Origin of the sequence: Streptomyces kanamyceticus (assembly GCF_008704495.1) — a bacterium.
GTDB lineage: Bacteria > Actinomycetota > Actinomycetes > Streptomycetales > Streptomycetaceae > Streptomyces > Streptomyces kanamyceticus.
In genome coordinates, this window is sequence record NZ_CP023699.1 from 836,306 (window position 1) to 859,065 (window position 22,760).

The window sequence follows — 22,760 nt, forward strand, 5'->3', positions numbered from 1 at the left end:
GTTCCCTGGTCATTCCCTGGTGGCTCGGCACGGCGCCCGCGGCTCAGCTCTGCTTCAGCAGCCGGTCACAGTTCTTGACAGCGTTGTCGAGCGCTTCCTTGGGGCTCTCCTTGCCCTGCAGCGCGCGGGCGACGGCGTTGCGGAGCTCGACCTTCATCTGCTCGCTGAAGAGCACGGGCGTGTAGTTCACCGCGGTCTTGATGGACTTGGCGGCGGCGACGCGGACCCGCGTGTCCTCCTTGCCGTCCTGCTTGGTGAAGTACGGGTCGTCCAGGGAGCCCTTGGTGCTGGGGAAGATCGCGACCTTCTTGGCGAACTCCATCTGGTGCTGGGCGTCCGTGACGAAGTGCGCGAAGGCGACGGCGGCCGGGGTCTGCTTGGTGCGGGCGTTCACCATCAGGCCCATCACGTACATGTTGTCCTTGCCGGTGCTGCTGATCTGCGGCGTGATGCCGATGTTCTTGTAGAGCGTCGGCGCGTCCTTCTTGAACTTCTCCAGGTCGAGCGCGCTGCCGGGGTTCATGGCGACGGCCTCGGTGAGGAACTTCTTGCCCGTCGACTCGGGCGTCGCGGTCAGCGCCTGCCCGTCGAGCGCCTTGGCGTCGTACAACTTCTTGTACTTGGTGAGGAGTTCGACGCCCTTGGCGTCGTTGAAGGAGAAGCCGGTGCCTTCCTTGTCCATCAGCGGTACGCCGTAGCGGCCGAAGTCCTCGATGGTGGGGGCGTTGGCGAGCGTGGCGACCTTGCCGTCGCTCTTCTTCGAGAGCTCCAGGGCGTCCTCGAAGAGCTGGTCGTACGTCGTCGGGGGCTTGTCCGCGTCCAGGCCCGCGTCCTTGAAGAGGCGCTTGTTGTAGAAGAGCGGCCCGGTGTTCAGGTACCAGGGGAAGGCGTAGGTGCCCTCGGTGCCGGGTATCTGGTGGCTCTTCCAGGCGCCGGGCAGGTACTCCTTCTCGTACTTCCCCGCGGCCTTGTCGAGGTCCATGGCGATGCCCGCCTTGGCGAGCGGGGCGACCAAGTCGGGCGAGACGTTCACGACGTCGGGCAGCGTGCCCCCCGCGGCGTCGGCGCTGATCTTGTCCGCGTAGCCCTCGCCGGGCTGGTCGACCCAGTGGACCTCGGTGCCGGGGTACTTCTTCTCGAACTCGTCGACGAGGCCCTCGAAGTAGGGCTTGAAGTTCGCCTTCAGGTTCCAGGTCTGGAAGGTGATCTTGCCTTCGATCTTGCCCGACGCGTCCGTGGAACCGCCCTCGTCCCCGTCGCCACAGGCGCTCAGGGGCAACAGGACGGCGAGGACGGCGCCTGCGGCGACCGCTCTGCGGGGGATGCGGGAGATACGCACGGTGAAACGGCTCCTTTGCTCGGCCCAGCGTGAGACGGCGGTGACTGCGGCCGTCCGAGCCGGGCAATCCTCGCCGAGGCAGACCTTGCATCCCACGGTGGAGAATTGTCAATGGATTCCGTCGGACGATCGGTGGTCGGATATCCGGGATCCTCCCGAACCACTCGGTAACTGGCCAGGTCAGAAGGGTGTGTTGAGACTCTTGCGGTGAAGCACTAATGCGCTTTAGGGTCGGACCGCTCAAGCGCATTAGTACTCGACCGTCAGGAAAGGGGCAGCGAGTGCAAGGCAAGCGGTCACCGGCGCGCAGGCCGACCATGAAGGACATCGCGCGCCGCGCCGGGGTCTCCGAGAGCGCGGTCTCCTTCGCGCTCAACGACCGTCCTGGCGTCTCCGACCTCACCCGTGACCGGGTGCGCCGGGTCGCCGAACAGCTGGGCTGGCGGCCCAGCACGGCGGCGCGCGCCCTGTCCGGCGAGGGCTCGGCGACGGTGGGCCTGGTGGTGGCGCGCCCCGCGGCGACGCTGGGCGTCGACTCGTTCTTCCTGCAGCTGATCTCGGGCGTCCAGGAGGTGCTCGCGGAGCGGCACTTGGGGCTCCTCTTCCAGGTCGTGGAGGACGTGGCCGCCGAGTGCGCGGTCTACCGGCACTGGTGGGCCGAGCACCGGGTCGACGGGGTGCTCGTGGTGGATCCGCGCACCGACGACCCGCGGCCCGCGCTCCTGGACGAGTTGGGCCTGCCCGCGGTCGTGACGGGTGGCGTGCCCGATCCGGAGGCGGGGCATCCGGGGCTTTCGACGGTGTGGGCGGACGACGCGGGCGCGATGGCGTCTGTCGTCGGCCATCTGCACGCGCTCGGCCACCGCCGCATCGTGCACATCGCGGGTCTCGAAGGCCTCGCGCACACCGAGCGGCGCATCCGCACCCTGCGCGCCGAGGCGGCGGGCCGCGGCCTGTCCGGGGTGCGTTCGGTGACGACGGACTACTCCGACGCGGAGGGCGCCGCGGCGACCCGGCGCGTCCTGGAGGCCGCCGAGCCGCCGACGGCCCTGGTCTACGACAACGACGTGATGGCCGTGGCCGGTGTCGCCGCGGCGACCTCCCTGGGCTTCGCGGTCCCCGACGACCTCTCGGTCGTCGCCTGGGAGGACTCGGCGCTGTGCCGCATGGTGCACCCGTGGCTGACCGCCCTCTCCCGGGACACGGTCGCCTTCGGCAGGTCCGCGGCCAGGGAGCTGCTCGCCCTGCTCGACGACGGGCCCGCGGCGACGGTGCAGGTGCCGCTGCCGCGGCTCATCGAGCGGGAGAGTACGGGGCCGGTGCGGGGCTAAGCGTCGTTCCGCTGCGGCTGCGGCTGCGGCGTGGCTGGTCGCGCAGTTGCCCGCGCCCCTTCGGGGCCCGGCCCTCCCGGAGGCCACGGGAGCGCTGCGAGGATCGGCAGCAGTTCCTCCTCCTCGTAGTCGAGGTGTGTCGTCAACCCATCGGACATGCGCTCCAGTTCGGTACGGAAGCGGTCGGGGTCCGCGCCGTCGATGTCCGCGAGGAGCGCCGCGAGCTCGCCCTGGATACGGGCGACGGTGCGGTGTTCCCCGGCGAGCCGGTCGAAGGTGTCGCGCAGCTCCGGGTGGTACCCCGCCATGGTCGGGAAGAGATGCGCGTCCTCGCTGGTGTGGTGGAACTCCAGCGCGTCGCAGAACGCCAGGCAGTGCTGTCGGATCTGGAGCCCGAGTCCCGGCGCGGGCGGTGCCCCCGGGCCCGTGTGCGCGGCGAGCGCCGCGAAGTGCGCGTCGGTCTCGGCCCGCACGTGCCGCAGCTGACCGCGCAGCCACAGGTGCACCTGCAGCATCTTGTCCGCGAAGTTGTCGGCCTCTTCGGGGATGTCGGCCTCGTGCGCGGGGCGTTCCAGGACGACGACCGGCAGGATCCTGCTGGTCCGCTCCTGGTAGTCGCCGTATCCGGGGTCGGCGGCGACCACCCGCTCGAAGAGCCGGTCGCGGCGTTCCCCCTCGGCGGGGACGGCGATCGCCTGGAACTCCTCGGTGCCGAGCTCCACGCGCACCGTGGGGCGGGCGAGGACGTTGTGGTACCAGTCGGGGTGCCGGGGCGCGCCGAGGTTCGACCCGACGACCAGGAGCAGGCCGCCGTCGCGGATGAACCCGAGCGGTGTGGTGTGTTCCTTGCCCGACCTGGCGCCCGTGGTGGTGAGCAGGAGGAGGTCGCCGCCCTCGAAGGGGCCGCCGACCGTGCCGCCCTGGGCGCGGAACTCGTCGATGACGGACTGGTTGAAGGATGTGGGCATGACGGTGTCAGAACTCCGTACGGGATGTTCGGGCCCGCGCCGACGGCACGCTGGCACGCGTCGACAGCGGTGTGGATGAGGGGAGTCGCGGGCCACGGGTGACGGCGTGCGAAGGCGCACGGGTCAGGCGGTGGCCCGGGGGTGAGAACTCACGACGTGGTCATCGGCGTCGTCCTTGAGTGAAGGTGCTCGCCCGATCGCCGACCTGCCCACTGCTCTGTGGTCGGCGCCACGCGGCACGAGCACCATTACAGACACCCACTCCCCCGCATGTCAACGCGGGCCTTCTCCGGCACCTACCCGTCGAGCACCTCCGACCGGTACAGACCGAACCGCGCGATCCGCACCGCGCGCCGCGACCGCGTCACCCGCAGCCGCCAGCGCCGCGCCGTCACCGGGGTGGTGAGCGTGAGCACCCGGCTCGCGCCCACCGTGTCCACCTCGGCCACCGTCTGCCAGGTGTCGCCCACACGTGCCTCGACCACCGCGTGCTCCAGCTGCTGCCCGTGCCGGATGTCCTCGGCGAGCCTGATCCTGTCGACCTCGCGGGCCCGGCCCAGGTCGACGGTGACGGTGCCCGCCGTGCGGTCGTGCCGGGTGCGCGCGCCGTCCGCGAGGTCGTTGGGCAGCTCCTTGCGGATCCGCTCGCGGAACTCACGCAGCCGGGTCACGTCCGCGTCCGGAAGGAGTCCCCGCTTGTCCGGCGGGATGTTGAGCAGCAGTACGGAGTTTCGTCCGACCGAGCGGAACCAGATGTCCGTCAACTGCTCGACGGTCTTGGGCTGTTCGTCCTCGTGGTAGAACCAGCCGGGCCGGATGGACACATCGCACTCGGCGGGCCACCACTGCACGTACTGGGCGACGGACCGCGACTCGGCGAGCGCCTCGCGGCTGCCCTGGTCGGGGGCGTCGTACTTGAGGGCGTAGTCGATGCTGCCGTTCCCGGAGTCCTTGACGGGGACGACGCTCCACTCGTTCTCACGCGCGAGACCGCCCTCGTTGCCGACCCAGCGCACGTCGGGCCCGCGCACCGCCATCGTGGCGTTCGGGGCGAGCGCGCGGATCAGCGTGTACCAGCTGTCCCAGTCGTACGTCTCCACCTTGTCCGGCGGGATGCGGCCCTGCGCCCCGTCGAACCAGACCTCGTCGACGGGCCCGTACTCGGTGAGCACTTCGTAGAGCTGGTTGAGCATGTGGGCGCCGTAGTCGGTGGCGTCGAGCGTGAAGGTGCGCGGAGCGTCGCCCGCCCGGTCGTCCTCGGGTGTCAGGGTGGGGATGGTGCGCGCCGAGCGCTCGCTGCCGTTGGCGTAGACGCCGTCGAGGTACTGGTTCTCGTCGGCGGGCGAGATGTAGACGCCGACCTTGATGCCGTACCGGCGCAGCGAATCGGCGAACGACTTGAGGACGTCGCCCTTGCCGCCCCGCCAACTGCTGCTCGCCACACCGTGTTTGGTGTAGCGGGTCTGGTAGAGGACGAAGCCGTCGTGGTGCTTGACCGTGAGGATCGCGAGCTTGAAGCCGCCGTCGCGCAGGGCGCGCGCCCACTGGTCGGTGTCCAGGCCCGACGGCTGGAAGACGTTCGGGTCCTCGTCGCCCGTCCCCCATTCGAGCCCGGTGAAGGTGTTGACGCCGAAGTGCAGGAACGCGGTCTGCTCCAGCTTCTGCCAGGCGATCTGCCGTGCGGTGGGCCGGACTCGGGACGCCTTGGCGACGACGGACTCGGGCGAGTCGCCGGGACCGATGGGGATGCGGTAGGGCGGTTCGGCGCCGCCGGGGCGGGTGGCGGCGGCAGCGGCGGCCACGGGGATCGAGGCGCTGGACGCGGCGACGGCGGTACTGACGGCGGCGGCCATGAAGAGACGTCTGCTGACGGTCATGGGGGTGTGGGTCTCCCTCGAATCAGGGGGCAGTCGAGTCAGGGGGCGGTCAAGGTCCATACGGCAGGCGGGAGTTGATCCTTCGGGTACTGATGGAGCCGCCCCCCGTCCGCCACGTGTGCGGCCATGCGCGTGACGGCGTTGGTGAGCCGGTAGCCACCCGCCGCCTTGTCGAGCCGCCAGCGCTGCAGCGTGTTCGCCGGATCGCAGGTCTCTTCGGTGATGGCGGTGCCCGGCTGGAGGGGCACGTTGAGCGTGAGCTTGCCGCTGCGGGTCTCCAGGCACCTGCCGCTCGCGGTGGAGCGCAGCGTGACGTACCCGTCGGCGGTGCGCTTCACCTCGACGTCGACCGGCTCGGCACGCCCCTCGGTGTCGCGCAGGGTGTACGCCCCGTCGGCCACGGACACCTTCGTCAGATCACGCCAACCGGGCGCGTGCCCCACCGACTCGGCACGCTCGGTGAACGCGTCGTACGTCGCGTCGGGGTGCGGATCGCCCCAGGTGACCTGCGCGATGTGGGCGAGGGGCGGCGCCATGGCGGTGGCCACCTCGTTCTCGGTCTCGCCGCGTCCGTTGTCGGGCCAAAGGCTGATCTTCGCGCCGGTCACGCCCTTGCCTGTGGCGAGCCGCTCGCCCTCGAAGACGCGCGGATCCCAGCGCTCGTCGTACAGCTTGCGCGTGTTGGTGTGGAAGCCGCCGCGTACGAGATAGAGGGAGTAGGCGGCGTTCATCACCGGGTGGCCCCGCGCGATGAGGCCGCTGGGCTTGGTGCGGACGTCGAGCCAGTGCTCGACGGTCGTGCCGGGCGCCACGGGGACGGTGTTGTCGCCGGTGAGACCGTCGTTCCAGATGCGCAGCCGCTTGCCCTTGGCTGCCGCGTAGGCGTGCACGCGGTTCACGAAGTCGATGAACGCGTCCTGCGGGGTGGCCCGCGCGCCGTACTTCTTCTTCGCGTACGCCTCGATCTGCGGGTACTTGGCGAAGTCGGAGCCGAGCATGTACTCGTCGGCGCCCATGTGCCAGGAGGTGGCGGGGAAGACCTCGGCGTACTCGTCGATGAGGCTCGTGTAGTAGTCGAAGGCCGCGTCCTTGGTGACGTCGAGACGCGAGGGCTGCGGGGTGCCGTCGGAGTCGGTGAGCTGGAGATCGGGCCGCTTCTCCAGCCAAGGGTCCATGTGTCCGGGCGAGTTGATCTCCGGAACGATCGTGACGTGGTACTTCTCGCCGAGCGCGACGAGGCGACGCATCTCGCTCCTGGTGTAGTAGCCCCAGGAGTTGGCCTCGGGATGCCTGGCGCTCTTCACCTTGAGTTCGAGGAGCAGCTGGTTCTGTTTCCGGTACGCCATGTCGCGCACCAGGTTCTCCAGCCAGGGCAGGGAGATGTTGATGTAGCAGGCGCAGACGCCGACGCCGCGCTCCTTGTAGCGCGGGACGTCGACCGTGCGTCCGGCGGGCACGTCGGCGCTCCGGGAGAGGAGTTGGAGCAGCGTCCGGGTCCCGTAGAAGGCCCCGGCCTCACCGGCCCCGGTGATCTCCAGGCTCCGCCCCGCACGAAGCTCGTACCCCTCGCCACCGAGCGACCGCCGCGCCGGGTCGACATCGATGACGATGTCCCCGGCCCGCACGGTCGCGCGCCCGGTGACGCGCACGGTGTCCTTGCCCGCCGCGTCGAGATCGTCGGCGAGCGTGTCGGCGACGCGCCGCGAGACGGGATCACGCGCGACGATCCTGGCGCCCGAGCCGAAGTGGTAACTGCCCTCGGCGGGCGTCCAGTTCGCCAGGGCGGGCACGGTACGCGGCGCCCGGGGCGGATCCGCGCCGACAGCTCCGGAAGCACCGGCGGCTCCAGCGGCTCCGGCGGCTCCGGCAGCTCCGGCCGCAGGGACCGGCGCCGCGAGCAGCAGCAGGCTGGCGGCTACTCCGACAACACGGGACCATCGGCGTCGCCGATGCCCGGAGAACGAGCGCAGTTCCGTCATGACATCCGATGATTCAAGTACCCCGGAGAGGTGTCAATGCACTGTCTCCGCCCGGGTCTTGGACATTTTCGATGAGCCATCGGATGAATGCGCATCAGGGCCTGAGTGGCGGAGATCCGCCCCGCGCAATGGTCAACTCACCCCGCCTCTTGTAGTTTCCGCGTCGTGGATCACTTGGCGGGCCGAGCGCGTGCCGATGACGCTCGGCCCGCCGCCGTGAGCGGTGCGGACGACTGTGGAGGGGACGGCCGTCCGCACCCGGGGACACCGGGGTGGGGGGCGGCCTGAGACACCCGTGCCCCCGCCCGAGGGGGCGGGGGCACGTGGCGAAGCGGATCGGTCAAGGCTGACCGGGGCTTCTGCCGGATCGGCTGGTCCGGGGTCGGATCAGTCGATGCCGGGCAGGATGTGCGGCTCGGCGAGGTCGTCCTCGTAGCCCGCGAGGCGGATCGGGGCCGCCTTGGCCCATGCCTCGAGGTTGCGGAGCTTGTGGGGCCGACCGGCCCGCTCGCCGCCGCGTTCCGCCGGTCGCTTTTCCTGCTTCGTCAGATCTGGTGTCACCGCGCACTCCTTTGTGTCGCGTAACGGAAGGACAAGGGCAGTTCGGTCGCGGTGGCGCCCGTTCGAGGCGGGACCGCGGCCGTGGTCGCCGGCCTGTCCCGGGGTCGCCGAGGGATGTTCGTGGATCCCTCGTGGCGGCCCGTTCGCCCCAGGTTAACCAAATGAGCGCGGCCACGCTCGATGGGGCCCAAAGGTTGGACAGATTCCGGACAATGGCGCCTCCCCGGACACCTGCGGCCACCGGGTCCCGACGGACGCCAGGGGCCCGCGTCGCGCCCGGGGTCCGATGACCCCCCGGACCCCCGCCCCCGCGGCCGTCGGACAGCCCCAGGGACACCGCCCGTGACGGGCCCGGAGCGCGCAGGCGGAGACCGTCGCATCACGTACGACTGGCGCGAAAAGGGCCGCCCCGGCGAGCGGGGCGGCCCTTCGGCGCGCGTCAGCTGAGGGGTGGCGGCCGCCACCCCGCGCGGTCTACCACTTGCCGGGCGCGTAGTCCTTCATGAAGACGCCGTACAGGTCCTCGCCCGCCTCGCCGCACACCACCGGGTCGTAGACGCGGGCCGCGCCGTCGATCAGGTCGAGGGGGGCGTGGAAGCCTTCCTCGGCCAGGCGCAGCTTGTCGTAGTGCGGGCGCTCGTCGGTGATCCAGCCGGTGTCGACGGAGGTCATCAGGATGCCGTCGGTCTGGAACATCTCCTGGGCGCTGGTCCGCGTGACCATGTTCATCGCGGCCTTCGCGGCGTTCGTGTTCGGGTGGCCCGCGCCCTTGTAGCCGCGGCCGAAGACGCCCTCCATCGCCGAGACGTTGACGACGTAGGCGCGGCCGCTCGACGCCTTCTTCGCGGCGTCGGCCATCGCCTGGCGCAGCGCGCTGATCAGGATGAACGGCGAGGTGTAGTTGCACAGCTGCGTTTCGAGGAGCTCCACGGGGGAGATCTGCTCGATGGTCTGCACCCAGGTGTTGCTGTCGACGACGTCAGGGACCAGGCCGCCCGCGTCGATGGCGGTGCCGTCCAGGTGCCGGGCGACGCTGGCGTTGCCCGCGACGAGCGCGAGGTCGGCGACCTGCTGGGCGTCCAGGCCGCTGGTGCCGACGGGCAGCGCGGCCAGGCCGTCCACCGCGCCGGAGTTGAAGGCGCCGATCACGGAGTGGGCGGGCAGCTCACCTGCGGGCAGCGGCGCGCTCTCGCCGTCGACGAGGGCGGCGTACGCGGAGGGCAGCCTGCGCACGGTCTGCGTGGCGTTGTTGATCAGGATGTCGAGGGGGCCCGCCGCGGCGAGCCGCTCGGCGAGGGCGACGGACTGCGCGGGGTCGCGCAGGTCGATGCCGACGACCTCCAGGCGGTGCAGCCAGTCCGCCGAGTCGTCCATCGCCTTGAAGCGGCGGATGGCGTCCTTGGGGAACCGCGTGGTGATGGTCGTGTGGGCGCCGTCGCGGAGCAGGCGCAGCGCGATGTACATGCCGATCTTGGCGCGGCCGCCGGTGAGCAGGGCGCGCTTGCCGGTGAGGTCGGCGCGGGCCTCGCGCTTGGTCCGGTTCAGGAGGGCGCAGTCCGGACAGAGCTGGTGGTAGAAGTAGTCGACTTCCACGTACCTGGTCTTGCAGGTGTAGCAGGAGCGCGGGCGCTGGAGTATCCCGGCGATCCTGCCCTCCTCGGTCTGCGAGGAGGGCAGCAGGCCCTCGGTCTCGTCGTCGATGCGCTGCGCGGAGCCCGTCGCGGTGGACTCGGTGACCGCCTTGTCGTGGGCGGTCTTGGCGGCGCGGCGCTCCTGGCGGCGGCGCTGCTTCACCGTGCGGTAGATCCCGGCCGTGGCCCGGCGCACGGCGATCGCGTCCGGGTGGTCGATGTCGAGCTTGTCGAGCTCGTCGAGCACGGCGAGGCAGACGGCGAGGCGGTCCGGGTCGATGCCGGGCCCGTACACGACAGGCCCCTCCTGGCTTTCGTCTGTCACCGTCATCGCCGCTCGTCCTCGTGTCATTCCGTGCCGCGGTGCGTCGGGTCGTCCGCGGAAGCTCCAAAAGCGCAACTTTACGTAGCGCGGGGCCCGGTCTCCAAACCCGCGTCCTTCGCGCACAGCGCCACGAGGTCGTCGATCTCCCTGCGCACACTGTCCGCGAGCAGGTCCAGGTCGGGGACGGCGGCGGCGTCGGCGACCAGGCCGTAGTGCACCCGGCCCCGGTAGGTGGACACGGCGACGGCGAGCGACTGGCCCCTGGCGAGCGGCGCGAAGGGGTAGACCTCGGCGAGCGGGCAGCCGCCCAGGCGCAGACCGATGCCGGGCAGCGGAACGCTGGTGACGAGGATGTCGAAGAGCAGCCGGGCGGCCTGGGCCACCACGGGGCCGCCGATCCGGTGTCCGAGCGGGTGCACGTGCTCGGCGAGCAGCGCGACGGCGCCCGCGCCGCGCTCGGGCCCCGCGTCCTTGTTGCGGTCCATGGCGGTGCGCACGCTGCGCAGCCGCACCAGGGGGTCCTCGTCGCTGACCGGGAGGCGCACCAGGTAGCCGGAGAGCCGGTTGCCGGGCGGCTGGGCGGTGCGCGGGCGGCGCCGCGAGACGGGAACCAGGGCGCGCGGTTCGACGCCCTCGCTGCAGTCGCCGCGCTCGTCGAGCCAGCGGCGCAGGGCCCCGGCCACCACCGCGATCAGTACGTCGTTGACGGTGCCGCCCACCGCCTTGCGCACCTGGTGGACGTCGTCCAGGTCGAGGACGACGCCCGCGGTGCGGCGGGTGCCGGTGGCGGCCGACGTGAGGGAAGCCGACGAGCGCACGCCCAGGGTCGCGCGGGCCACCGAGGTGCCGATGCCGAGGGCCTGGCCGACCTCCGTGACGGTGTCGCGCAGGAGCCCGGGCAGCCTGCGCGGGTCCGGCAGGGGCCGCCGCGGGGCGACGGGCGCCGGGCGTCTGGGCCGGGACACGGGCAGGTCGACGGGGTCGAGGAGGGCCGCGCCGAGTGTCAGCGCGCGCAGCCCGTCGGCGAGCGCGTGGTGGAACTTGAAGAGCACCCCGAAGGACGTGCCGTCGGCGCCCGGCAGCACATGTGCCTCCCACGGCGGTTTGTCGCGGTCCAGCGGGCGCTGCATCAGCTCGCCCGCGACGGCGTGGAAGTCGCTCGCGGGGGCGGTGATCCGTACGTGGTCGAACGGGTCGAAGCCGCAGACCGGGGCGCGGGTGGCGCCGCCGAAGGGCAGCCATACGGAACGTATGCGCATGCGAAGGCCGGGCACGCCCTCCGCGCGCGCCGCGAGGAGTCCCGCGGCGCGCTCCGCCGCGTCGGGCGCGTCGGCCTCGAAGACTCCGAGGGCCCCGAGGTGCATGGGATGTTCGGCGGTCTCTATGTTCCAGAAGGCCAGATCGAGAGGTGCGAGCAGGTCAGCGGTCTCAGCAGGCGATGTGGTCAATGGATCGCTCTCGCGTCGGGGGTCGATGCGGGGGATGGCAAGCACGCAGTCAACGCCGCCGGGCAATTACAGTCAAGTACGATCAAGCTACGCTGAGTTAATAACAGATTAAGGCCCGCCCCTCCGAGAGAGGCGGGCCTCGTGTGGCTCATGTGGTGCAAAAGTGAACGGTTACCTCAGGGCCGGGGGCGCGGCGGCCGGTGACGTGCCCCAGTCCGACGGCCGCTCCCCCACCGTGAAGGAGAGCTCGCGGGTGTCGCGGATGTCGTCGGTGGTCAGATAGGTCTTGTCCAGGGCGGCCCCGTCGGTGCGCGCCGACTGGATGTACCGCTGGGTGTCGGACGTGCCCGGCGCCTTCACCGTCAGCGCGCCACGCGGGTAGTAGCGCCGGTCGAGCCGAATGTCCACGCGCTCGAAGACGGGCGTCGAAAGACCCCAGGTGTCGGTGCCCGGCTGGACCGGGAAGACGCCGATCGAGGACAGCACGTTCCACGCGGACATCGTGCCGAGGTCGTCGTTGCCGGTCATGCCGGTCGGGGCGTCCGTGAAGAGGGTGAGCGCGGCGTGCACCACGTCCGTCGTCTTCCAGGGCTGGCCCGTCGAGAGGTAGGTGTAGGGGGCGATCAGGTCGGGCTCGTTCTGCGGGTTGTATTTGTCGGCGTTGTAGTAGTCGTAGGGACCGTTGACCCACACCTCGCGGGCCGTCTTCGCCGGGTCCTTCAGGAGCTGCTCGTAGGCGAAGAAGGAGTCGAGCCGTTCGCCCGCCGCCTTCTTTCCGCCGATCAGGCCGACCATGCCGGGCAGGTCCTGCGGCACCAGCCACTGGTACTGCCAGGACGTGCCCTCGTGGAAGCCCTCGCTCTTGGCCGGGTCGGCGGGCCCGGTGAAGGCCCCCGCGGCATCGCGCGCACGGAAGAATCCCGTCGAACCGTCAAAGATCGCGCGGTAGTTCTGCGCCCGGTCCAGGTACCGCTTCGCGTCACCCGCGTGCCCGAGGTCGCGCGCCATCTCGCCGAGCATCGCGTCGGAGAGGGCGTACTCCAGCGTCGCGGAGGCGCCGTGGTCGTAGTCGGAGTCACCGGGCTTGGCGTGCGGGCGGCCCTTGATGTACGGCGCGAAACCCTCGGCCAGGTACTCCTTGTTGGCCTCGCGCCCGACCGGCGCCGACGCGGCGGGCGGCACGCCGTCGGCGTTCTTCCTCAGCGCCCGGTACGCCTCCTCCTCGTGCCCCTTGAGCAGGCCCTGCTGGTAGGCGTTGGTGAGGAACGGTGTGACCGGGTCACCGGTCATGATGTTCGTCTCGACCGTGCCGTAGCCCCACTTGGGCAGCCAGCCGCTCTCCTCGTCGATCTTCAGGACGGAGAGCGCCATGTCGCGGGACTCGCGCGGCGCGAGCAGGGCGAGCAGCTGTGCCTGGGTGCGGTAGGTGTCCCACAGGGACCAGTTCTGGTAGTACGTGAAGCCCTTGGCGCGATGGGTCTTCTGGTCCCAGCCCGTGTACCTGCCGTCGACGTCGCTGCCGATGTTCGGCGCGAGGAACGAGCGGTACAGGGACGAGTAGAAGGTGCGGCGCACCGTCTCGCTGCCGCCCTTGGCCCGTACGTCGCCGAGCCGGTCCTCCCACGCGTCCCGTGCCGCCTTCGTCACCCTGTCGTACGAACGCCCGCCCTCGGCACGGAGGTTGAGCGCCGCGCCCTTGGCGTCGACGTAGGAGAGCGCGGTCGTCGCCTCGACGGTGCGGTCCTTCGTGGTGTCGAAGCGGACGTAGGCGCCGTTGCGCTCGTCGCCCGCCGACGACTCCTTCGAGCCCTCCGTGACGGTGGAACCCCGCCAGGTTCCGGAGGTCTTGAAGGGCCGGTCGAAGCGGGTGATCGTGTACAGCGTGTACGGCTTGGTGTCCTGGCAGAAGCCGCTGCCGGTGATGGCGGTGCGCACCGTGCGGCTGTCGAGGATCTCGACCTTGGTCTGCACCGTCTTGTGCAGCGACTGGCCCGCGTTCAGCAGGACGTTGGCCTTGTCGGTGGCGGGGAAGGTGTAGCGCTGCACGCCGGTGCGCTTCGTCGCGGTCAGCTCGGCGTCGATGCCGCCCTTGAGGCCGACCTGATACCGCCCCGGGCTCGCGCTCTCGTCGTCGTGGCTGAACTCGGCTGCGTACTTGGCGTAGTCGGTCTCCGTCACGTCGCCGGTCGTGGGCAGCACCGGCAGATCACCGCCGAGCCCGCAGCCCACCCCGGAGAGGTGCACCGTGGAGAAGCCCCGGATGTGGGTGTCGGAGTGGTCGTAGCCGGTGTTGTGCCCGGTGTCGGGCGAGAACTGCACCATGCCGAAGGGCACGGCGGCACCGGGATAGGTGTTGCCCTCGTTCTCGGTGCCGATGAACGGGTTGACCAGGTCGGTGAGGCGGCCGGAGCGCGGGGTGTCCGCCTCGGCCGACGGGATCGCGAGGGCGCCGCCGAGGAGCGCGGCCGTCAGCGCCACCGTTCCCGCGCCGCGCAGTCGTGGGGTCCATCTCATGCGTGGGAACGCCTCCTTGAAGCTACGGAAACCATTAGACAACGTTGTCAGAGCACGCTTCGCGATCATTCTTGGGTCGTCTGCGCGCGCCCGTCAAGGGTCGTGCGCCGTACGGAGGAAAGCCCCCGGTCCGCCGCACGGGCAGACCGGGGACGTCACCCTCAGGAACTCGCGCAGCCCGGCACCGTGGCCTGCGACGCGTCGCGGATCAGCGCTTCGTGCGCCGCTTTCAGCCGCTTCACATCGGGCTTGACGACCCTGCGGTCGTAGGTGAGCAGACCGTTCAACTCGCCTTCCACGTCCGTGATCTGGGTGTAGACCGCGCCGTTGTCGCCCTTGCAGGCGAGCTTGCGCAGCTCGTCGAGCTTGGCGATGTAGCCGTCCGTGTAGGCGGCCGGATCCACGTCGACGTAACTCTGCTGCACCGACCAGGCGTGGCCGGGCACCGCGAGTCCGAGTCCGCCGTACTCGCCGCTCACCAGGGCCCGTTCACCGTCGGGGTGCGGTGGCAGCGCGGGGCTCGGATAGCCGTGCTCGTCCATGATGTCGCCGGTGCCGCCGTCGGCCCCGAGATTGAGCCCCGACATGTTGTTCACCAGGCGCGTCGGGTCCCAGGACTTGGCCTGCGAGGCGATGCGCCCCACGTCGTACTGCCCCCAGCCCTCGTTGAAGGTGACCCACATGATGATCGAGGGATGACTGGCGTGCTCGTCGATCAGCCGCTTCATCTCGTGCTCGTACTGGGCACGGGCCGCCGTGCTCGGATTGCGGTCGGAGCGCATGGACGGCATGTCCTGCCACACCAGCAGGCCCAGCTTGTCCGCCCAGTAGAACCAGCGGTCGGGCTCGACCTTGATGTGTTTGCGCACGGAGTTGAAGCCCATCTCCTTGTGCATCTTCAGGTCGTACGCGAGGGCCTCGTCGCTCGGCGCGGTGTGCAGTCCGTCGGGCCAGAAGCCCTGGTCGAGCGTGGCCATCATGAAGACGGGCTTGCCGTTGAGCAAGGTGCGCGGGGTGCCGTTCACCTTCTCCACGGAGATCGAGCGCATCCCGAAGTAGCTCCGCACGCGGTCGCGGCCGACGCTCACCTTCAGGTCGTAGAGGAACGGGTCGCTCGGTGACCACAGGCGCGGCTTGCTGATCTTCAGGGTGAGCGGGTCGCCGGTCCTGCCGCGCACCTCTGCGACCTTCTTGCCGCCCTCGTACGCGATCGCCGTGACGGGAACGCCGTCCCGAACTCCCCTGGTCTCCAATGCCAGTTGGCCGCGTTCTACGTCCGGCGTGAGCTTCAGCGAGTCGACGTGGTCGGCGGCGACCGGCTCCATCCACACCGTCTGCCAGATGCCGGATGAGGGCGTGTACCAGATGCCACTGGGGTCCAGGCGCTGCTTGCCGACGGGCGGGTTCGCGCCGTCCGCCGAGTCGGTCGGGTCCTGGACGCCGACGATGAGCTCCTGGGTGCGTCCCGGCTTCAGCGCGTCGGTGACGTCGGCGCTGAACTTGTCGTAGCCGCCCCGGTGTTCGGTGACCTTCTCGCCGTTGACGTACACCTCGGACTGCCAGTCGACGGCGCCGAAGTTCAGCCTGAGCCGCTTGCCCTTGCCGATCTGCCAGTCGGCGGGGACGGTGAAGGTACGGCGGTACCACATGCGATCCTCGTGCCGCTGGATCCCGGAGAGCTGCGACTCCACGGGGTACGGAACGAGGATCTTCTCCTTCAACTGCTTGCCCACCGGGGGCTGCTCGCCCTTCTCCGCGCCCGCGAACTGCCAGGTTCCGTTGAGGTTCTGCCAGGTGTCGCGCTTCAACTGCGGGCGGGGGTACTCGCGGTGGGCGTTGCCGGGCGTGACGTCGTCGCCCCACTTCGTGCGCAGTTCGTGCGTCGACCGGTTCGGGCCGCTGCTCCAGAACGCGGCGACGGATTCGCCGTCCTCGCCCGCGAGTCCGCCCTTGCCGTCGTAGCGCAGGTCGGCGGTGCCGCGCGCGGTGCCCTGCTTGTTGCCGACGACGGGTTCCTTGAGCCCGACCAGGAGCGCCCGCGGGTCGTCCGGATCCGCCTTGACCTCGCCGAGCGGCCACTTGGCGCCGCCGATGGCGGCCTCGATGTGCGAGGCGAGTCCGGCCGGGGGCGGGGCGATCCGCTGGGCGAAGTCGAGCTTGAGGGTGCGGCCGTCCTTGCCGACCGTGGCGGCGGTGGCGCCGTCATAGTCATAGCCGTCGGGGAGCCGGAACGCGGACTGCGGCACGGCCTTCTTCGCTCCGCCGGGTTCGGTCCAGCGCAGGTGGAGGTTGGATCCTCCGTAGTGCTCGAAGTACTCGACCTTGATGTCGTAGGCCGTGCCCGCGGTCAACTGGACGGGTGCGGAGGTCTGTTCCTTGTCCCAGTCGTCGACCCAGTGGTCGATGGCGAGCTTCCCGTCGACCCAGAGGCGGAAGCCGTTGTCACCGGTGATCGAAAAGGTGTGGGCGCCGGACTTCTCCGGGACGACCTTGCCGGTCCAGCGGACGGTGGCGTCGTCGGCCTTGCCGGTGGCGAAGGACAGGCGCGGCTCCAGGTTGTCGAAGTCGATGTTCGGGTCGAAGCCGGTGGCCTTGAGCTCGTGGAAGTCGAAGGCCCCGGGGGCGGACTGGGTGTAGTACTCGCCCTTCAGGCCGCGTACGTCGGGGGTTTCGGGGGCCGCGGTCGCCGCGGGCACGGCGGTCAGGCCCGCGAGGGCGAGGGCCAGGGTGAGCAGCAGTGCCAGTCGTGGGCTGATTCTCGGGCGTCTTCTGGGACGTCGTAGGCGCACGGATCCTCCTTGTCGAGGAAGGGTGGCGGCTCGTTTCGGGAAGCGCGGCGGCTCGTACCGGGGAAGGGTGGCGGCTCGCCGTCACAGTCGGTACAACGAATCTGTACAACGTTGGAAGGAACGGCAGTTGGCATGACAGCACGGCTCCGGCGTGCTGTCCAGGGTCACGGCAACCGCCCCGCTCTGCCGGGTGGTTCACGGACGCAGGGAGATCCAGTGCGGGTTAGCCTCAAGGACGTCGCGGAGCGCGCGGGCGTCTCGATCAAGACCGTCTCGAACGTGGTGAACAAGTATCAGCACGTCACCCCGGCGATGCGGGCCCGCGTGCAGGAGGCCATCGACGAGCTCGGCTACCGGCCGAACCTGACGGCGAGGCATCTGCGCAAAGGGCGTACGGGCATCATCGCGCTCGCCGTCCCCGAACTGGGCAACCCCTACTTCGCCGAACTCGCGGGCGCCGTCATCGACGCGGCCGCCGAGCACGAGTTCACCGTACTGCTCGACCACACCCGCGGCGACCGTGAGCAGGAGGTCCTGGTCAGCCAGGGGTTTCGCACCCGGGTCATCGACGGCCTGATCCTGAGCCCGCTGGAGCTGGAGTCGGAGGACCTGCGGGGCCGCGAGGACGACGTGCCGCTCGTGCTGCTCGGCGAGCGCGAGTACGACCAGCCCTACGACCACATCGCGATCGACAACGTCGCGGCGGCCCGCACAGCGGTGCGCCACCTCATCGGCCGCGGCCGCACCAGCATCGCCTTCCTCGGCGCCCGCACGGACTCCGCGAACCGCCCCGCCCACCTGCGCCTCGCGGGCTGGCGCGAGGAGTTGACGGCCGCCGGGATCGCGGCGCCCGAGAGCCTGGTGGGCCCGGTCGGCGGCTGGGACCGGTGGGACGGCGCCAAGGCCATGGCGCGGATGCTGGACGCGGGGGTGCGGCCCGACGCCGTGTTCGCGTACAACGACCTGGTGGCGATCGGCGCGATGCGGGTGCTGCACGAGCGGGGTCTTCGGGTGCCGTGGGACGTCGCGGTGGTGGGCTTCGACGACATCGCCGAGGGGCAGTTCGGGGCGGTCACGCTCACCACGGTCGCGCCGGACAAGCGGGCCATCGCGCGGCTCGCGGTCGAGTCGCTGCTGCGCAGTCTGGCCACCCCCGCCGAACCCGGCGGACGCGAAATCACCGCGGAATTCCGCCTGGTGGAGCGCGAGAGCACGCTCGGACGCCGCTGAGCGCGGACGCCGCGGCCGCTGCGCGGAGGGTTTACAGCCCACTTTCAACGATGTAAAAAGCTCCCCGTACCGCGAGTTGACCGCAAGTGCCGATCCTGCCGTGAGCGCTCTCAGTGCCGGGGCCGTGCCGTTTTTGGGGACTCCATGAAGCCGATCATCCTCCGTACCTCAGCCAGGACCCTGCTCGCCGTCGGCCTCGCCGCGAGCCTCGCCCTCACCGCCGGGTGCGCCAAGTCGGAGGACGACGCATCCGACGACAAGAGCGCCGCGGGCGGTGACGCGGGCCAGGCCGTCTCGGAGCAGGGCGGCAAGACCTGCGCGATAGGCGCCTACGGCGGCAAGAAACTCGATCTCAAGGACGCGACCGTGGGCTTCTCGCAGTCCGAGAAGGAAGCCAACCCGTTCCGCATCGCCGAGACGGCCTCCCTCAAGGCCGAGGCCGACAAGCGCGGCGTCGAACTCCTCACGGCCAACGCCCAGTCACAGTTCTCCAAGCAGATCAGCGACGTCCAGGACCTCATCGCCAAGGGCGCGGACCTGCTGGTCATCGCGCCGCTGAACTCCGACGGCTGGGAGCCCGTGCTGCGTGCGGCGGGCGCCAAGCACATCCCGATCGTCACCATCGACCGCAAGATCAACGCGACCGCCTGCAAGGACTACGTCTCGTTCATCGGCTCCGACTTCGTCGAACAGGGCAAGCGGGCGGCCGACCAGATGATCAGGACCACGGGCGGCAAGGGCAAGATCGCGATCCTCCTCGGCGCGGCGGGCAACAACGTCACCACCGAGCGCACCAAGGGCTTCGAGGACCGCATCAAGGAGAAGGCACCCGACCTGAAGGTCGTCTTCAAGCAGACCGGCGAGTTCGCCCGCGAGAAGGGCCAGCAGGTCACCGAGCAGCTGATCCAGTCGAAGCCTGACATCACCGGAATCTACGCCGAGAACGACGAGATGGGCCTCGGCGCTGTCAACGCCCTCAAGGGCGCGGGCAAGACGGCCGGCGACGTGAAGATCGTGACGATCGACGGCACCAAGGGCGCGGTGCGCGGCATCGTGGACGGCTGGATCGACGGCGTCATCGAGTCCAACCCCCGCTTCGGCCCGCTCGCCTTCCAGACCCTGGACGACTTCACCCAAGGCAAGAAGGTCGGCCAGGACATCGTCATCAAGGACAGCGCGTACACCAAGGACAACGCCAAGTCGGACCTCGCCAAGGCGTACTGACATGCTGTCAGCTAAGGCGGTATCCAAGACGTTCCCCGGCGTACGCGCCCTGGACGAGGTCGACTTCACCGCACGCGCGGGCGAGGTGCACGCCCTCATCGGCGAGAACGGGGCGGGCAAGTCCACCCTGATCAAGGTCCTGACCGGCGTCTACGCCCCCGACACGGGCGAGTTGACGTACAACGGCACTCCCGCCCGCTTCACGACCCCGCTCGACGCCCAGCACGCGGGCATCTCCACCATCTATCAGGAGGTCAACCTCGTCCCCCTGATGAGCGTGGCCCGCAACCTCTTCCTGGGCCGCGAGCCGCGCGGCCGCCTCGGCCTGATCGACTTCAGCCGCATGCACCGCGACGCCGAGGAGGCCCTGCGCGACCTGGGCGTCACCGTCGACGTCCGGCGCCCCCTGCGCGAACTGGGCGTGGGCGCCCAGCAGATGGTGGCCCTGGCCCGCGCCGCCTCGGTCGACGCGCGCGTCGTGGTGATGGACGAGCCCACGTCCTCCCTGGAACCACGCGAGGTGCGCACCCTCTTCGGGGTGATCCGCACGCTGCGCGAACGCGGCATAGCGGTGATCTACGTGAGCCACCGCCTGGACGAGCTGTACGAGATATGCGACACCGTCACCGTGCTGCGGGACGGCAAGGTGGTGCACAACGGCGCCCTGGCCGACCTCGACCGGCTGCGGCTCGTGGCACTGATGCTGGGCAGGGAGATCGAAACCGTACGGAAAGAAGGCCTGACGAACTTCACGGGCACCCACGACACCGAGACCGAACCCGTACTCGTGGCCGAGAACTTGACGGTGAGTCACCATCTGCACGACGTATCGGTCACGATCCGTCCCGGGGAGGTGGTGGGCCTGGGCGGCCTGCTCGGCTCGGGCCGCAGCGAGACGGCGAAGGCGATCGCCGGGGCCCTGCCGACCGATTCCGGCCGTGTCACGATCGCGGGCGAGCGCATCCGCACCGGCAGCACGCCCGCCGCCATCCGGGCGGGCATCAGCCTGCTCCCCGAGGACCGCAAGGCCGAGGGCATCGTCCCCGGCCTCTCCGTCCGCGAGAACATCGCCCTGGCCGCGCTCCCCCGCCTGTCCCGCTTCGGCCTGGTGGACGAGAGGCGCATCGACGAACTGGTCGACACCTTCATCAGACGCCTGCGCATCAAGGCGTCGAGCCCGCACCAGAAGGTCGGCGAACTGTCCGGCGGCAACCAGCAGAAGGTCCTGCTGGCCCGCTGGCTCGCGATGCACCCCAAGGTCCTCCTCCTGGACGAGCCGACCCGGGGCATCGACATCGGCGCGAAGGCCGAAGTCCAGTCACTCATCGACGAGTTGGCCGAGCAGGGCCTCGGCGTCCTGCTGATCTCCTCGGACACCGAGGAGCTGATCGAGGGTTCGGACCGCGTGGTGGTGCTCAAGGACGGCGAGACGGTGGCGGAACTGACCGGCCCCGAGGTCACCGAGCAGAACCTCCTGCGCGCCATAGCGACGACGGAGCCCGCATGACGACCGACCTGGCAGTGCCCCGCACGAAGGCCACGGACCGAGACCGCCTGCGCCGCCAACTCCAGGAATACGGAGTCTACTTGGGCGTCGCCGCCCTCCTCATCGTCAACATCCTCTTCACCCCGCACTTCCTCTCCACCGAGAACTTCCGCACCCAGGCGGTCCAGGTGGCCCCCGTCCTGATCGTCGCCCTCGGCATGGCCCTGGCCATCGGCAGCGAGGGCGTCGACCTCTCCGTCGGCTCCGTCATGGCACTGTCGACCTCCCTCATCTCGCTCTACCTCGGCTACGGCATCTGGATGGCGCTGGCCGCCGCCGTCCTGGGCGGCGCCGCCGTGGGCGTCGCGAACGGCGCACTCATCGCGTTCATCGGCGTGCAGCCCATCGTCGCGACCCTCGCCCTGATGGTCGCGGGACGAGGAATCGCCCTCGTCCTTCTCCCCCAGCTCAAGGACGTCCACGACCCGGGCATGGCCGCCCTCGGCTCGGGCGACCTCCTCGGCATCCCCTACCTCGTACTGATCGCCACGGCCCTGACCCTCCTCGTCGCCTTCGTCGTGCGCCGCACCACCTTCGGCCGCCAGCTCCTGGCGATCGGCGACAGCCGCCCCGCGGCCCGCCTGGCCGGCCTCCCCGTGCGCCGCGTCCTGATCCTCGTGTACGTCGCCTCCGGCGCCCTCGCGGCCATCGCGGGCGTCCTCGCCACCGCACGTCTGACCGCGAGCGACCCGACCTCGCTCGGCACCCTGATGGAACTCTCCGCGATCACCGCGGTCGTCGTCGGCGGCACCCCGCTGAGCGGCGGCCGCGTCCGCATCGGCGGCACCGTCGCGGGCGCGGTCCTCATCCAACTGCTCACCGCCACGCTCATCAAGCACGACCTGCCCCCGTCGTGGACGCAGATCGCCCAGGCCGTGGTGATCATCCTCGCCGTCTACGCGGCCCGCGAAAGGGTCAAGCGATGACCACGCCCACGAACACCCCGACGGACGCCGTGCCTCCCACCGCCACCGCGCCCGCACCGTCCTGGCAGGACGAGGCCACGGGCCCCGCCCGCGCCGAACGCCTGAGCGCCCTGGCCCAGCAGCACGGCGCGCTGGTCACGCTGATCGTCGCGGTGTCCGCCGCGTCACTGAGCTTCGACACGTTCCTGACGACCGACAACCTGGGCAACATGGCGGTGTCGTCCGCGTTCCTCGCGGTCGTCGCGCTCGGCATGACGTTCGTGATCATCACCGGTGGCATCGACCTGTCGGTCGGCTCGCTGTTCGCGCTCGGCGGGGTCCTCGCCGCGTGGGGGTCCCAGTACGGAACGGCCGTGGCGCTCCTGCTCCCGCTCGCCGTATGCGCCCTGATCGGCCTGGTCAACGGCCTGCTCATCGCCCGCTCCCGGCTCGCGCCCTTCATCGTGACGCTGGCGGCGATGCTGGGCGCGCGCGGCATTCTCCTCGCCGTCACGGACGAGGGTTCCCGGACGTACCTGGTGGACAAGGACTCGTTCTTCGCGAAGCTCGGCCAGGGCGAGGCGCTCGGCATCGGCGTACCCGTGTGGATCACCCTCGCCCTGTTCGTCGCGGGCGCGGTGACGCTGCGGCGCAGCCGTTTCGGGCAGTACGTGTACGCGGTGGGCGGCAACGAGGACGCGGCGGCCCTGATGGGCGCGCCGGTGGCCCGTACGAAGATCGCGGTCTACACCCTGTCGGGCCTCTGCGCGGGCCTCGCGGGCGCGCTCAACGCGGCGTGGCTGGTCTCCGGGGTGACGATCCTCGGCTCCGGCATGGAGCTGGAGGCGATCTCCGCGGTCGTCATCGGCGGCACGCTGCTCACCGGCGGATTCGGCTTCATCAGCGGGTCGTTGGTGGGGGTGCTGCTCCTGAAGGTGATCCAGAACGTGATCAACCAGATCGGCTCGCTGGACTCGGCGTACCAGCAGGTGGTCAGCGGCGCGTTCCTGGCGGTGGTGGTGATGGCACAGACGTGGCTGGGCCGCAGGCGGCGGGTGCTCTGATCCTGAGCCGCCCCCCCTGCTCCCGCCCT

Annotated in this window: 15 protein-coding genes; 6 read left to right on the forward strand and 9 right to left on the reverse strand. The window is 70.3% G+C overall.

The window, feature by feature from the left end; translation table 11 throughout:
* Window positions 1–43: 43 nt before the first annotated feature.
* Entirely contained in the window at window positions 44–1,339 is a 1,296-nt protein-coding gene (locus CP970_RS03185; protein WP_055545076.1) for an ABC transporter substrate-binding protein, read from the reverse strand.
* 281 nt (window positions 1,340–1,620) lie between these two features.
* Between CP970_RS03185 and CP970_RS03190 the strand changes: the two genes are divergently transcribed.
* The gene (locus CP970_RS03190) at window positions 1,621–2,670 is read left to right on the forward strand and encodes a LacI family DNA-binding transcriptional regulator (protein WP_169801204.1); all 1,050 of its coding nucleotides are present in this window, start codon (window positions 1,621–1,623) and stop codon (window positions 2,668–2,670) included.
* On the opposite strand, the gene CP970_RS03195 is transcribed toward CP970_RS03190, so the two are convergent.
* The 8 genes from CP970_RS03195 to CP970_RS03225 form a co-directional block, all read right to left on the reverse strand.
* Window positions 2,667–3,638: a nitroreductase/quinone reductase family protein gene (locus CP970_RS03195; RefSeq protein WP_055545077.1), complete on the reverse strand. Its 972-nt coding sequence runs from the start codon at window positions 3,636–3,638 to the stop codon at window positions 2,667–2,669. The two genes, CP970_RS03190 and CP970_RS03195, sit on opposite strands and share 4 nt — an antisense overlap.
* 296 nt (window positions 3,639–3,934) lie before the next feature.
* Window positions 3,935–5,515 carry an alpha-L-fucosidase gene (locus tag CP970_RS03200; RefSeq protein ID WP_055545078.1) on the reverse strand — a complete coding sequence of 527 codons (1,581 nt, stop codon included), beginning with the start codon at window positions 5,513–5,515 and terminating at the stop codon, window positions 3,935–3,937.
* Between the two features lie 38 nt (window positions 5,516–5,553).
* Window positions 5,554–7,494, reverse strand: a complete 1,941-nt coding sequence (locus CP970_RS03205; RefSeq protein WP_055545079.1) for a family 20 glycosylhydrolase — start codon at window positions 7,492–7,494, stop codon at window positions 5,554–5,556.
* 387 nt (window positions 7,495–7,881) lie between these two features.
* On the reverse strand, window positions 7,882–8,055 hold the full coding sequence (locus CP970_RS44000) for a hypothetical protein (RefSeq protein WP_162933544.1): 174 nt from the start codon (window positions 8,053–8,055) through the stop codon (window positions 7,882–7,884).
* A gap of 474 nt (window positions 8,056–8,529) precedes the next feature.
* Window positions 8,530–10,017 carry an SDR family NAD(P)-dependent oxidoreductase gene (locus tag CP970_RS03210; RefSeq protein WP_107098925.1) on the reverse strand — a complete coding sequence of 496 codons (1,488 nt, stop codon included), beginning with the start codon at window positions 10,015–10,017 and terminating at the stop codon, window positions 8,530–8,532.
* Between the two features lie 71 nt (window positions 10,018–10,088).
* Window positions 10,089–11,459 (reverse strand): wax ester/triacylglycerol synthase family O-acyltransferase, encoded by a 1,371-nt coding sequence (locus tag CP970_RS03215; RefSeq protein ID WP_055547052.1) that lies wholly within the window; start codon window positions 11,457–11,459, stop codon window positions 10,089–10,091.
* Between the two features lie 171 nt (window positions 11,460–11,630).
* Window positions 11,631–13,973: a GH92 family glycosyl hydrolase gene (locus CP970_RS03220; RefSeq protein ID WP_055547054.1), complete on the reverse strand. Its 2,343-nt coding sequence runs from the start codon at window positions 13,971–13,973 to the stop codon at window positions 11,631–11,633.
* A 161-nt stretch (window positions 13,974–14,134) separates the two neighbouring features.
* Window positions 14,135–16,762 carry a glycoside hydrolase family 2 gene (locus CP970_RS03225; protein WP_055547056.1) on the reverse strand — a complete coding sequence of 876 codons (2,628 nt, stop codon included), beginning with the start codon at window positions 16,760–16,762 and terminating at the stop codon, window positions 14,135–14,137.
* Between the two features lie 216 nt (window positions 16,763–16,978).
* Between CP970_RS03225 and CP970_RS03230 the strand changes: the two genes are divergently transcribed.
* The 5 genes from CP970_RS03230 (at window position 16,979) to CP970_RS03250 (ending at window position 22,731) form a co-directional block, all read left to right on the forward strand.
* Window positions 16,979–17,992 (forward strand): LacI family DNA-binding transcriptional regulator, encoded by a 1,014-nt coding sequence (locus tag CP970_RS03230; protein WP_055547058.1) that lies wholly within the window; start codon window positions 16,979–16,981, stop codon window positions 17,990–17,992.
* A gap of 144 nt (window positions 17,993–18,136) precedes the next feature.
* The gene (locus tag CP970_RS03235) at window positions 18,137–19,216 is read left to right on the forward strand and encodes an ABC transporter substrate-binding protein (RefSeq protein WP_055547060.1); all 1,080 of its coding nucleotides are present in this window, start codon (window positions 18,137–18,139) and stop codon (window positions 19,214–19,216) included.
* Between the two features lies 1 nt (window position 19,217).
* On the forward strand, window positions 19,218–20,723 hold the full coding sequence (locus tag CP970_RS03240) for a sugar ABC transporter ATP-binding protein (protein WP_055547062.1): 1,506 nt from the start codon (window positions 19,218–19,220) through the stop codon (window positions 20,721–20,723).
* The gene (locus CP970_RS03245; RefSeq protein ID WP_055547064.1) at window positions 20,720–21,688 is read left to right on the forward strand and encodes an ABC transporter permease; all 969 of its coding nucleotides are present in this window, start codon (window positions 20,720–20,722) and stop codon (window positions 21,686–21,688) included. Before CP970_RS03240 ends, CP970_RS03245 begins: the two co-directional genes overlap by 4 nt.
* The gene (locus CP970_RS03250; RefSeq protein WP_079043477.1) at window positions 21,685–22,731 is read left to right on the forward strand and encodes an ABC transporter permease; all 1,047 of its coding nucleotides are present in this window, start codon (window positions 21,685–21,687) and stop codon (window positions 22,729–22,731) included. The genes CP970_RS03245 and CP970_RS03250 overlap by 4 nt, the downstream gene beginning before the upstream one ends.
* The last annotated feature ends 29 nt before the right edge of the window (window positions 22,732–22,760 follow it).

Excerpts from the sequence above, each read along its gene's own strand:
- CP970_RS03220 (WP_055547054.1), bottom strand. The coding sequence starts at position 13,973 with ATGAGATGGACCCCACGACTGCGCGGCGCGGGAACGGTGGCGCTGACG.
- CP970_RS03205 (WP_055545079.1), bottom strand. The coding sequence starts at position 7,494 with ATGACGGAACTGCGCTCGTTCTCCGGGCATCGGCGACGCCGATGGTCC.
- CP970_RS03195 (WP_055545077.1), bottom strand. The coding sequence starts at position 3,638 with ATGCCCACATCCTTCAACCAGTCCGTCATCGACGAGTTCCGCGCCCAG.
- CP970_RS03240 (WP_055547062.1), top strand. The coding sequence starts at position 19,218 with ATGCTGTCAGCTAAGGCGGTATCCAAGACGTTCCCCGGCGTACGCGCC.
- CP970_RS03210 (WP_107098925.1), bottom strand. The coding sequence starts at position 10,017 with ATGACGGTGACAGACGAAAGCCAGGAGGGGCCTGTCGTGTACGGGCCC.
- CP970_RS03200 (WP_055545078.1), bottom strand. The coding sequence starts at position 5,515 with ATGACCGTCAGCAGACGTCTCTTCATGGCCGCCGCCGTCAGTACCGCC.
- CP970_RS03235 (WP_055547060.1), top strand. The coding sequence starts at position 18,137 with ATGAAGCCGATCATCCTCCGTACCTCAGCCAGGACCCTGCTCGCCGTC.
- CP970_RS03250 (WP_079043477.1), top strand. The coding sequence starts at position 21,685 with ATGACCACGCCCACGAACACCCCGACGGACGCCGTGCCTCCCACCGCC.
- CP970_RS03245 (WP_055547064.1), top strand. The coding sequence starts at position 20,720 with ATGACGACCGACCTGGCAGTGCCCCGCACGAAGGCCACGGACCGAGAC.